The following is a 12,227-nucleotide window of genomic DNA, read 5'->3' as shown; positions in this document are numbered from 1 at the left end:
GGTTTTTCATTTTTATCCATAAAACTTATTCGAAAAATTAAGATCCGGACGAATTACTCCCGGTAGTAAATTGTTATTTGAGCCCAATGATTCATTTAATATTTCAAATTGAATTACCTCGTTTTGAATATATAATGGGTATTTTTGATCTTCCCCAAATATTAAGTTAAATTTATAAACTCCGGCATTTAATAAATTGGGTTCTATATGGCCTTTAACTATATAAATTCCTTTTTTGGAATCTTTATTCACTGTCACTAACTCTCCTGTATGAAAAATAACGATCTCATCAGAATTTCTTAATTCAAAAGTAACATCTAAATTTATGCCTTGTTTATTATTAAAAAATACTAATTCAAATTCTAATCCTGAAGAAATTGTTAAATAATTACCTTTCACAGGTTGAGTAGTAAACTTTAATATCTTTATATTTTCATTTCCCGGTGCGGAATCAATATCTCCATTATGTTCAAGAGATGATGGAACATTATTTAATTTTTGATAATATTCAACGGATTCCAAAGCCCCTCCCATATAAGATACGCCTCCATGCTGCATAACCACCCCCTGGTTGCATAGTGTTTTTATAGCTGCCATATTATGGCTTACAAATAGTACGGTCCTTCCATCATTAACACTTACATCTTTCATTTTTCCTAGGCATTTTTTTTGAAATTCAGCATCTCCAACAGCTAATACTTCATCTACAACTAATATTTCCGGCTCTAGATGGGCTGCAACAGCAAATGCCAATCGTACATACATGCCGGAGGAATACCTTTTTACCGGAGTATCTATATATCTTTCAACACCTGAAAAATTTACAATTTCATCAAATTTGGATCGAATTTCTCTTTTAGTCATTCCTAAAATAGCCCCATTTAAAAAAATATTTTCTCTTCCGGTTAATTCCGGATGGAACCCGGTTCCCACCTCCAATAAAGAGGCTATTCTACCATTTATTTTAATAAATCCTGAAGTAGGAGAAGTAGTTTTGGATAATATTTTTAATAAGGTAGATTTTCCTGCTCCGTTTCTTCCTATAATACCCAAGACCTCACCCTGCTTAACATCTAAACTAACCTCTTTCAATGCCCACACAAAATCTGAAGAACCTTTTGTCGTTCTATCATTCGTTTCCCCTATTTTAGCGAAAGGATCACCCTTGCCTATTGTTTTCCACCACCATCGTTTAAAATCCTGCTGCAAAGTTCCGGTACCTACCTGACCTAATCTATATAGTTTTGAAATATTTTCTATTTTTATTGCTAGATTCATATTGGAAAATAATGAATATACTTTTTATAAATTTTTGGATAAATATAATAATTTATGCATCAATTAAACAGTATCCATAAAGCTTCTTTCCACTTTGTTAAAAATTATAATACCAAAAAATATGCTAAAAAAAGCAAATAGAGTACTATATAATAAGCCTCCCCAACTCAAAACTCCTTCTCCTAGAAAGCCGTATTTAAAGGCTTCTATAATCGGTGAAATAGGATTAATCATAGCTAACCAATGAAAATTTTCGGGAAGTTTGTTATAAATCATGGATATAGGATAAATGATTGGAGTAGCATACATAAGTAATGACACTCCAAATGACAATAAATAGGATAAATCTCTGTATTTAGTTGTCATGGAACTAATAATCATACCTAAACCTAGTCCTATACCTGCCATAAGAACAAGTAAAATAGGAAGTAAAATAGCATATATATTTGTTTGAAGATGAACTCCTTTAAATATATAATAAAACAAAAATATCAGAAATAAAATAAATTGAATTAAAAATTTCAATAAATTACCGATAACTATTGACAAAGGCATGATTAAGCGAGGGAAATATACTTTTCCAAAAATACTTGCATTATCTCTGAATACTGATGAAGTTCCTGTTAAGCAATCTTGAAAATAATTCCAAAGAGTTAAACCCGATAAATAAAATAAAATACCCGGTATTCCATCTGTTTTTATACCGGCAATCCCCCCAAAAACAACCGTAAACATTAAAGAAGTTATAATTGGATTTATAAAAAACCAAAGGGGACCTAGAATGGTTTGCTTATAGTTAGCAACAAAATTTCTCCTTACCATAAGAACTAATAAGTCCCTATAATCCCAAATTTCTTTAAGCTTAAAATCTAATAAAGAATGCTTTGCACTTATATTTTCAGTCCATTTCTGAGTTTCTTCCATTTAATAATAAGCACTAACGTTTATAATAGGTAATATTTTTAAGATATTCTCCATACCCGCTTTTTCCATATTTATTAGCAATCTCATATAATTTTTCAATAGAAATAAATCCTCTCTTATAAGCAGTTTCTTCAATACATCCAATTTTTATACCTTGTCGTTTTTCAATTACACGTATATATTCCGTAGCATCATGAAGAGAATCAAAAGTTCCGGTATCCAGCCAAGCTGTACCTCTGTCCATAACTCCAACTTCCAACTCTTCGTTTTCTAAATATACTTTGTTTACATCTGTAATTTCATACTCTCCTCTAGCTGACGGCTTTAATTCTTTTGCTATTTCTACTACTTGATTATCGTAAAAATATAATCCCGGTACTGCATAGTTTGATTTTGGATTTAATGGCTTTTCTTCTATGGATATAGCTTTCATATCTTCATTAAATTCAACTACCCCATATCTTTCCGGATCATTTACATGGTAAGCAAAAACTATAGCTCCTTTTGGATTGGTTTTGGATCTCAATAATTGGCTTAAACCTGCTCCATAAAAAATATTATCTCCTAATATTAATGCCACCGAATCATCTCCTATAAATTTTTCACCTATAACAAAAGCTTGAGCTAAACCGTTCGGCGTATGTTGGATTTCATAAGTTAAGTTACATCCGAAATCTGAACCGTCTCCTAACAATTTTTTGAATGCCTCTTGATCATGAGGTGTGGTAATAATTAATATATCTTTAATTTCTGCATCCATTAAAACCGATAATGGATAATAGATCATAGGCTTATCATAAACAGGCATAAGTTGTTTACTTACTGCAATGGTAAGTGGGTATAATCGTGTTCCGGATCCTCCAGCTAATATAATTCCTTTCATATAATTATTTTATTATAAATGTATTAAACATAACATTATAATCCGACCTATCAGTATTATTTTTATCTTCAACTATTTGTAAAGTAATTGTTTTATCTTCATAGTGCATAGCCCCAACTTCACCGTAAACTTTGTCTCTGGTATCATCGGCTTCGTAATAGGTAGTTATCCAATTAAACTTACCAAGATGGGTTGATTTATTTTTGCTTGTAACTTTAAAATTTACTTTTTGATAAAAAAATTGAAGTTGATTGATTTGATCACTTACTATAGAGTCGGCAGATAATTTCTTATTAAAAATGCTAATCGCTATGGTACTTTCTATTTTGTAATTAGTGTATTTGTCTAATTCAAGATATCTAACTCCTTCTTTGAAATAATCGTTTTTAACTTTCCAATGTAAAGGTAAATTAATAGATAATCCTTCTTTTTGATAGGTATTAGTTGTTTGTTTTTTACTTTCCTTACTTTGTGTACAAGAATTTATTATAAATAACAACGAAAAAATAAATACACTTATTTTACTCATGATAGGTATTACGTTAAATCATATTGTTCATCATAATATTTTCGATATGAGCCACTGGTTACGTGGTTTAACCAATCTTGATTATCCATATACCAATCAATAGTCTTAGTTAATCCTTCCTCAAAATTTACGGAAGGTTTCCATCCTAGCTCTTTGTTTATTTTAGTAGCATCAATAGCATAACGTAAATCATGTCCGGGACGATCTTTAACAAAAGTTATTAATTTAGCACTTTCTCCTTCTTTTCTTCCTAACTTCTTATCCATCAATTTACATAATAAGTGAACTAAATCAATATTTTTCCATTCGTTAAAACCTCCTATATTATAATTTTCTTTGTTTTTTCCTTTATGAAAAACCTGGTCAATAGCTATGGCATGGTCAATTACATACAACCAGTCACGGGTATAATTTCCATCACCATATACAGGTAATGGGTTATTATTAATAATATTATGAATTAACAACGGGATAAATTTTTCCGGAAAATGATTTGGACCGTAGTTATTTGAACAATTGGTAATTACCACCGGTAAATCATAGGTATCTGTATATGCTCTTACAAAATGATCTGATGAGGCTTTCGAAGCCGAATAAGGGGAATGAGGATTGTATTTTGTTTCTTCAGTAAAAAAACCGGTTTCACCTAATGTACCATACACTTCATCGGTGGATACATGATGAAATCTTTTACCCTCATAATTATTATTCCATACTTTTTTTGCAGCATCTAAAAGAATAACCGTGCCTATAACATTAGATTTTACAAATTCCAAAGGTGTGGTTATGGACCTGTCTACATGAGATTCTGCGGCTAAGTGTATTACTCCATCCGGTTGAAATTCTGAAAATATTTCTTTTATTTGTTCTTCGTTAGTTATATCGGCTTTTAAAAATTGGTAATTAGGCTTATTTTCTATATCTTTTAAATTTTCTAAATTACCTGCATAAGTTAATGCATCTAAATTTAAAATTTTATATTCCGGATACTGATTTACAAATCTTCTGACTACATGAGATCCGATAAATCCGGCTCCTCCTGTAATTATTAATTTTTTCATTTATTTAAAATTATCTATCCATTTATTAATTTCCTACCAATACTTTTATAATAAAAGCCATGAATTTCTAATTCATCTACATTATAAAGATTTCTTCCATCAAAAATAGCTTTATTATTCATCTTTTTTTCTAAAATATCAAAATGAGGATGTCTAAATTCACCCCATTCTGTTACAATAATTAAAGCGTCTGCTCCTTCTACACATTCATACATATTGTTGGCATATTCTATTTTATTGCCTAATATTTTTTTTACATTATTGACAGCAATCGAATCGTATGCTTTTACTTTCGCTTCTTTATCCAGAAGCATGTTAATTATTTCAAGTGAGGAAGCTTCCCGAATATCATCCGTATTTTCTTTGAAAGCTAACCCCCAAATTGCTATTTGTTTATTTTTTAAATCACCTAAATATTTTTCGACTTCAGGCACTAATATGGTTTTTTGTCTTTGATTTACCTCTTCTACAGATTCTAAAATTTCAAAAGTATATCCAACTTCTTTTCCGCTTTTAATTAAAGCTTTTACATCCTTGGGAAAACAACTCCCTCCATATCCTACACCCGGAAATAAAAATCGATTCCCGATTCTTTCATCCGACCCCATACCTAATCGTACTTTATCAACATCTGCTCCTACCTTTTCGCAGTAATTAGCTACTTCATTCATAAAGGTGATTTTGGTGGCTAAGAAAGAATTGGAAGCATATTTTGTTAACTCAGAAGATTTTTCATCCATCTTTATCATTTTAGCACCGGCATTAGTTAAGGACAAATAAATTTTATCCATTATTTCAAATGCTTTTTGTGAACCAGCTCCCACAATTACTCTTTCAGGATTCATAAAATCTTCCACAGCGTATCCTTCTCGTAAAAATTCCGGATTTGAAACTACATCGAAAGGTACTTGTGTTTTTGATTTTATCAGGTTTTTGACTTTTTCAGCTGTACCTACCGGAACCGTACTTTTATTTACAATTAAGGTATATTCAGTCATTAGATCTCCTATTTGACCGGCAACTTCCAGTACGTAAGACAGATCCGCTGAACCATCTTCTCCAGGAGGAGTTGGCAAGGCTAAAAATATTACATTTGAAACTCGCATTGCTTCACTCAAATCCGTGGTAAAAAACAAACGACCTCCTTTTATATTTCTCAGAAATACTTCTTCTAATTGTGGCTCATAAATGGGTACTTGCCCATTTTTCATCAAGGAAACTTTTTCTTCATTTATATCAACACAATGTACACTATGTCCCAAATCTGCAAGGCATGTTCCTGAAACCAGTCCTACATATCCTGTACCAACAATTGTAATATTCATATATTTAAATATTTTACAAAAATATAATTTATATTTTATTAATTATTTTATCTATTAGTAATACAATAGGTTTTCAATAGGTTTAAAATAATTTATAAGATATCCCCCAGAAAAGAGATATATTTGCCGATCCCTTATCTTTTCCATACCCGGGAATAACTAAATTGTCTACATTTTTCTGTTTGCTGGAAAACAATAGAAATTTAGGACGAACCATGAAATCAATATAAAACGGTGAGTTTCCAATTTGAACTTTAGCTCCTGCAACTGCTTCTAACCAGCCGGAACTTACATTTGCTTCCGGTAAAGAACCTTCTCCAATTATTTGTATTTGTCCTTCGGGATTCATTCCCTTAAGAGGATATTTTTTTACATTTTGCTTGAAGGGGGAATAACCAAATCTTCCTCCTATATAAAACCCTTCGCCTGATTTTTCATAGTTGTTAGTTAAAATATAATTTATTCCTATTTCTCCAAAAACTCCTTTTGCATCTATATTCCAGTTATTTTTATTATAAATATTTTTTTCATACCCTACTTCGGCAACAGCCAACCACCTATTTTTAATTTTATAAGCGATAAAACTACTATAATTTTTTTTATCTGCAAAAAAACCAGCAACCGGATTTAATAAATCCACTCCTATAAATAGTTGATGCTTTGGATTTTTTACCGAAATAGAATCGTTGCTTTTAGTTTGGGAATGAGCATATATACCCAGAAATACACTAATAAGCAATACGTAAATTCGTAGAGGATTCATTATAAATTTGATTAGTTTGACCTGTTATGGATTTTATAGTTGTAAGCGCAGTTGCATCATAAGTTACCTCATTAAATATTACCTTGAATCCACATGCCTTTGAAACAAATTGCTGATCAGTCAGGTATTTTATTGTAATAATATTTTTACTTGAATCCGGAGTATGCAGTGTATCATATAAATAAAAAACAGTTTCGTCGGATAAAGAATTTAAAGGTAATTGAATACTGTCTTTTCCAATAAAGACACCTTCAGAATGTACAGAACCATCCGGCATTTTCCTGTCAACATATAATCGGGTTTTCTTATATTTACTACCTAAACTATCCAATTCTATAGTTAATCTCGGTGTAGTAACTTTGTCGCAAACATCATCATCTACACAGGAAAAAACAAGTAAACCTATAAAGAATAGGACGAATAGTATATTTATTTTTTTTTGAAACATTTTTATTTTAGTTTAAGAAGCGCAACGCTTTCAACATGATAAGTCTGTGGAAACATATCTACAGCTTGAACTTTTACAACCTTGTATTTTTCTTTCATCAACTCCAGATCCCTAGCTTGTGTTGCTGAATTACAACTTACATAAACTATTTTTTGGGGGGCTATGCGTAATATAGTTTCTACTACATTTTTATGCATTCCTTCTCTCGGCGGATCGGTAACAATAATATCCGGATGACCGTTTTCATGAATAAACTCTTCCGTGAATATATCTTTCATATCTCCACAATAAAAACGACAATTTTTAATATTATTATATTCAGCATTTTCTTTCGCAGCATTTATTGCCTCGGATACCGCTTCTACACCGACCACAGTTTTTGCTTTACGAGAAATAAATTGCGCTATGGTTCCTGTTCCTGTATAAAGATCATACACTACTTCATCGCCTTTTAAATCAGCAAATTCTCTTGCTATTTCATATAATTTAACGGCTTGTTTATAATTGGTTTGAAAAAATGATTTGGGTCCAATTTTAAATTTTAGTCCTTCTATCTCTTCCGTTAAAAAACCATTTCCATGGAATATTTTAACATCCAAATCATATAAGCTGTCATTTCCTTTAGAATTTATTGCATAAAGAATCGTTTTTACTTCAGGAAATTCTTCGCGAATATAGTTCAACATTTTGCTAATATTTTGTTCATCCTCTCTAAAAAACTGTAGCAAAACCATTAGATCATTTTTAGAGTTTGAACGAATCATTAATGTTCTAAGAAATCCGCTTTGTTCTTTAAAATCATAAAATTCCATCTTATGCTTTAAAGCAAACTCTTTAATAGAATTTCTGATTTTATTTGAAGGTTCTTGTTGTAAAAAACATTCTTTAATGTCTAATACTTTATTCCATTGTTGGGGTATGTGAAAGCCCAACGCATTTTTATCTTCAATATCTATATCGGATTGTATTTCCTCAGATGTCAACCATCGAGCATTAGAAAAGGAAAATTCCATTTTATTTCTGTAGAAATACTTATCCGTTGAAGGGACAATGGTTAATTCTTGAAAATTATCAATTTTTCCAATTCTTTTTATATTATTGTAAACCTCTTTCTCTTTATATTCTAATTGTTTTTCATAAGAAAGATTTTGCCATTTACACCCTCCGCATATTCCAAAATGCATACATTCGGGATCCACTCGATCAGAAGAATAGTTAATAAAATCTAAAACTTTAGCTTCGTAATAATTTTTTTTAGACTTAATTACCAGGGCATTAACTACATCTCCCGGTACGGCATACCCTACTAATACTGTTTTTCCTTCTTCAGTTTTTCCTATCGCAACCCCTTTAGCTCCGGCAGTAGTAAGCTCTAAATTGGGGATTTGTATATTTTTTTTTCTTCTCAAATTACAGAATATAAAATAAGATTACAAAAATACACAAAAAATGTATTCTATAAAAAGAGTTTATATTTACTGATTTTGAACTGAATACTCTTCATATTTTTATCTTATAAAACTATTTTAATCTAAAAAAATACTGTATTTTTGAGTTTTGAAAAACAATACAAAATTAATTAGTCCACAATGAATTTATTATCCGATCGCGTTAATCGTCTTAGCTATTCTCAAACCTTTGTAATGTCTAACAAAGCTCGAGAATTAAAAGCCCAAGGAATCAATGTTATTAGCTTGACTTTGGGAGAGCCTGATTTTGAAATTCCTGAATTTGTAAGGGAATCTGCCATCAAAGCGATTAATGATGGTGTTAAATCTTACACCCCCGTTCCCGGATATCTTGAATTAAGAAAAGCTATTGCTAATAAATTTAAAAGAGACAATAATTTAGAATATAAACCCGATCAAATAGTTGTTTCCACCGGAGGAAAACAGTCTATTATTAATGTATTGCTTTCGATCATTAATGATGGGGATGAAGTAATTGTTCCTGCTCCTTATTGGGTAAGCTATTATGAAATGGTTAAACTTGCCGGTGGGGAAAATATTGTGGTAACTACTACCATTGACACCGATTTTAAAATCACCCCCGAACAGCTTGAGAATGCTATAACTCCAAAAACCAAAGCGTTTTTATTCAGCTCTCCATGTAATCCTTCGGGAACCGTCTATACTAAAGAGGAATTATATGCCTTAGCTAAGGTATTAGAAAAGCATCCTAACGTAATTATTATTTCTGATGAAATATATGAATATATAAATTATGAAGGAAAACACGAAAGTATAGCTCAATTTTCTGAAGTTTTTGATCAGACTGTAACAATTAACGGCGTATCTAAATCGTATGCTATGACAGGTTGGAGAATTGGATATTTAGGAGGCCCAAAATGGCTTACTGATGCTTGTGATAAAATTCAAGGACAAATGACCTCAGGGGCAAATTGTATTGCTCAAATGGCATCTATAACAGCTATTGAAGCTGATCCTTCGGTTATTAATTATATGATTGAAGGTTTTAAAAAGAGAAGGGAGCTTGTATACAATTTACTGCATGAAATTCCGGGATTTAAAGTTAATAAACCGGCCGGAGCATTTTATTTCTTTCCTGATGTATCTTTTTATTTTGGAAAGACTATTCAAGGACATAAGATTACAAATTCCGATGATTTTGCTTTATTATTATTAGAAAAAGCACATGTAGCTACAGTGGGTGGTGTATGTTTTGGAGACAGTAATTGCATACGATTATCGTATGCGGCTTCTGAAGAAGATCTTATTGAAGCATTAAAAAGAATCAAAAATACCCTATCGTAAAAAAAATCATTTCTTAGTTATAAAAAATAAAAGCTGTGAAAATTCACAGCTTTTATTTTTAGTAAATATTCAAACCTAATTTATATAGGCTCCGGTCAATTTTTCTATTTAGATAAATCAACCGTTTCTGCTGTCGGGGCATTGTTCATTACTGATTTTACACCATTCTTAGCATTAGTTTCATTGTCATAAAGCTCGCTGGTTCCTACTATTTGTCCGTTACCGGCTTTTAAGTTAAAGAACCATTTTTTGTTAGTGGACTGTTTCAATTCAAAACGATCTTCGTTTTTGGAATTTCTTTTTACAGAACTAACACCTTTTTGACAATTTGTTTTTTGGGTGTATCCTTCACTTGCCAGGATAATTTGCCCGTTTTTTGCTTTCAGTCTAAATCGAAAAGCACCTGATTTGTCTTTAAAAATTTCAAACATAGTTGTACAAATTTTAGTCTTACTTTATTAAGCTTTTTAGTGTTATTTATCCAACTATATTACAATATTCTTGTTTTTTTCAACAAATAATAGAGTAACAATGTTCTCTTTTTCTAAACAATTTCATACAAAGATATAAGTTCTAATTAATAAAGAACAAGAATAATATATTTTTATGACATAATACACATAAAGTTTGCAAATATTATTTTCATAAGTGCTTGTTTAACATGATTTTTTGTCTTTCCACTTCATAACAAACAATTGCAACTGCATTGCTTACATTTAATGAATCTATTTGTCCTTTCATAGGAATTAGTATATTTTCTTTTATTTTATCTTTCCAAAAATCAGAAATACCGGAATGCTCTGTTCCAAATATGACTGCAGCTGATTCTGTAAAATCAACATTTTGTATAATTTTTGAGGTTTCAGTCATATAAGTAGCATAAATTGGTACATCCATTTTTATAAGAAAATCATATATATTTGCATTATTTGTTGATATAATAGGAATATTAAAAAAACTTCCTACCGATGACCGTAGTACATTGGGATTATATAGATCTGCTTTTTCTTCACATACTACAACCATATCTACACCAAACGCATCTGCTGACCTGCATATTGCCCCAAGATTACCCGGTTTTTCAATTGATTCAATAATCAGGATAAATGGGCGATCCGGTAATTTTATTTGGTCTAATTCATAGGTCTTATATTCATAAACCCCCAGTATGCCTTCAGATTGTTTCCTATAAGCGATCTTATCATAAACAGATTGTGATACTTCATATTTTATAGCGGAAGAAGGAAGTGTTATAGAATCTTGAAAAATATGTGGTTGTATGTAAAATTCAATAGGAACAAAACCATTTTTTAAGGCGAAAAAATTTTCGTTTTTGCCTTCAACAATGAATTTCCTTTGACTTTTCCTTTCTTTACTTTTTTCTAATAATTTTACTAAATTCTTTATTTTTGGATTTTTATTACTTTCTATATACATGATATAAAAGAAATTTGGCAAAAGTAAAAAAACTTATTCATTATTTAGATAATTTTATTACTTATATTTGAATTATTAGCATGAAAATTAAAAAACAATCCTTTTTTTATAGTCTTTTCTTTAGTGTTTTAGTAATAATTTCCTTAATCCTTAGTTATAACCTTTCAACTAAAAAATTAAATCTTGGGCAATTTAATATAGAACAGCTAAGTTCAGAAGATATTATTATAAATTATATAAAAACACATCATTCCTTACCAAATTATTATATTAAAAGATTAGATGCGCGTAAAGCCGGTTGGAAACCCGAAAAAGGTAATTTATGTCAAATACTCCCGGGAAAAGTAATTGGCGGTGATATATTTAAAAACAGAGAAAATAAGATTCCGTCCAAAAAGGGAAGAAAATGGACGGAAGCCGATTTGAATTATAAGTGCGGAATGAGAGGTGCCGATCGTGTTATTTTTTCGAATGATGGACTAATTTTTGTAACTTATGACCATTATAAGACTTTTCAACAAAGATGAAAACAGTTTCTTTTGATTTTGACTCTATTTCTTCTTTACCTAAATTTTACCGAGTTTTTCAAAAAAAATTCGGACTTAATCCTCATACGGCTAATAACTTGGACGGACTTTGGGATACGCTTACCGGTATTATTGAATTGCCTGTAAAAATTATTTTTCAAAACTTAGATTTAGATAAACTCCAAAAGTTTAAACAATTAATTGCCTTATTTGAAGAAGCTGAAAAAGAAACTGATAGAGAACTCGTGTTTTCTTATTTTTTATCCAACTAACTTATA

Annotated in this window: 14 protein-coding genes; 3 read left to right on the top strand and 11 right to left on the bottom strand. The window is 30.6% G+C overall.

Going from position 1 to position 12,227, the window contains the following annotated elements; translation table 11 throughout:
- Positions 1 to 12: 12 nt before the first annotated feature.
- The 9 genes from C4S75_RS01445 to rlmD all read right to left on the bottom strand — a co-directional run bounded on the left by C4S75_RS01445 (position 13) and on the right by rlmD (position 8,620).
- The gene (locus C4S75_RS01445; protein WP_105296536.1) at positions 13 to 1,278 is read right to left on the bottom strand and encodes a polysaccharide ABC transporter ATP-binding protein; all 1,266 of its coding nucleotides are present in this window, start codon (positions 1,276 to 1,278) and stop codon (positions 13 to 15) included.
- Between the two features lie 63 nt (positions 1,279 to 1,341).
- On the bottom strand, positions 1,342 to 2,202 hold the full coding sequence (locus C4S75_RS01440; RefSeq protein WP_105296535.1) for an ABC transporter permease: 861 nt from the start codon (positions 2,200 to 2,202) through the stop codon (positions 1,342 to 1,344).
- Between the two features lie 13 nt (positions 2,203 to 2,215).
- On the bottom strand, positions 2,216 to 3,085 hold the full coding sequence (gene rfbA / locus C4S75_RS01435) for a glucose-1-phosphate thymidylyltransferase RfbA (protein ID WP_105296534.1): 870 nt from the start codon (positions 3,083 to 3,085) through the stop codon (positions 2,216 to 2,218).
- A 4-nt stretch (positions 3,086 to 3,089) separates the two neighbouring features.
- Entirely contained in the window at positions 3,090 to 3,614 is a 525-nt protein-coding gene (locus C4S75_RS01430; RefSeq protein ID WP_105296533.1) for a hypothetical protein, read from the bottom strand.
- 8 nt (positions 3,615 to 3,622) lie between these two features.
- Positions 3,623 to 4,675 carry a dTDP-glucose 4,6-dehydratase gene (rfbB, locus tag C4S75_RS01425; protein ID WP_105296532.1) on the bottom strand — a complete coding sequence of 351 codons (1,053 nt, stop codon included), beginning with the start codon at positions 4,673 to 4,675 and terminating at the stop codon, positions 3,623 to 3,625.
- A 14-nt stretch (positions 4,676 to 4,689) separates the two neighbouring features.
- Positions 4,690 to 6,000: a UDP-glucose/GDP-mannose dehydrogenase family protein gene (locus C4S75_RS01420; RefSeq protein WP_105296531.1), complete on the bottom strand. Its 1,311-nt coding sequence runs from the start codon at positions 5,998 to 6,000 to the stop codon at positions 4,690 to 4,692.
- 82 nt (positions 6,001 to 6,082) lie between these two features.
- A complete protein-coding gene (locus tag C4S75_RS01415) occupies positions 6,083 to 6,763 on the bottom strand; it encodes a DUF6048 family protein (RefSeq protein ID WP_146105541.1) in 681 nt (226 codons plus the stop codon).
- Complete coding sequence (locus C4S75_RS01410) at positions 6,729 to 7,211, bottom strand: DUF6452 family protein (protein ID WP_105296529.1); 483 nt, start codon at positions 7,209 to 7,211, stop codon at positions 6,729 to 6,731. The genes C4S75_RS01415 and C4S75_RS01410 overlap by 35 nt, the downstream gene beginning before the upstream one ends.
- Positions 7,212 to 7,213: 2 nt before the next feature.
- Positions 7,214 to 8,620: a 23S rRNA (uracil(1939)-C(5))-methyltransferase RlmD gene (gene rlmD / locus C4S75_RS01405; RefSeq protein WP_105296528.1), complete on the bottom strand. Its 1,407-nt coding sequence runs from the start codon at positions 8,618 to 8,620 to the stop codon at positions 7,214 to 7,216.
- A 180-nt stretch (positions 8,621 to 8,800) separates the two neighbouring features.
- Between rlmD and C4S75_RS01400 the strand changes: the two genes are divergently transcribed.
- Entirely contained in the window at positions 8,801 to 9,985 is a 1,185-nt protein-coding gene (locus C4S75_RS01400; protein WP_105296527.1) for a pyridoxal phosphate-dependent aminotransferase, read from the top strand.
- Between the two features lie 104 nt (positions 9,986 to 10,089).
- Here the strand turns inward: C4S75_RS01400 and C4S75_RS01395 are convergent, their stop codons facing one another.
- Positions 10,090 to 10,416 carry a YegP family protein gene (locus C4S75_RS01395; RefSeq protein ID WP_055425503.1) on the bottom strand — a complete coding sequence of 109 codons (327 nt, stop codon included), beginning with the start codon at positions 10,414 to 10,416 and terminating at the stop codon, positions 10,090 to 10,092.
- A gap of 211 nt (positions 10,417 to 10,627) precedes the next feature.
- Positions 10,628 to 11,422, bottom strand: coding sequence for an RNA methyltransferase (locus C4S75_RS01390; RefSeq protein WP_105296526.1), 795 nt, complete (start codon positions 11,420 to 11,422; stop codon positions 10,628 to 10,630).
- 80 nt (positions 11,423 to 11,502) lie between these two features.
- On the opposite strand from C4S75_RS01390, the gene C4S75_RS01385 reads away from it, so the two are divergent.
- Positions 11,503 to 11,949 (top strand): ribonuclease domain-containing protein, encoded by a 447-nt coding sequence (locus C4S75_RS01385; protein ID WP_105296525.1) that lies wholly within the window; start codon positions 11,503 to 11,505, stop codon positions 11,947 to 11,949.
- Positions 11,946 to 12,221 carry a barstar family protein gene (locus tag C4S75_RS01380; RefSeq protein WP_105296524.1) on the top strand — a complete coding sequence of 92 codons (276 nt, stop codon included), beginning with the start codon at positions 11,946 to 11,948 and terminating at the stop codon, positions 12,219 to 12,221. The genes C4S75_RS01385 and C4S75_RS01380 overlap by 4 nt, the downstream gene beginning before the upstream one ends.
- Positions 12,222 to 12,227: the final 6 nt, after the last annotated feature.

This window comes from Apibacter sp. wkB309 (genome assembly GCF_002964915.1).
In the GTDB taxonomy this organism is placed as follows: Bacteria; Bacteroidota; Bacteroidia; order Flavobacteriales; family Weeksellaceae; genus Apibacter.
Note: the sequence above shows the minus strand (reverse complement) of the source record. Positions and strands in the feature narration are given on the sequence as shown.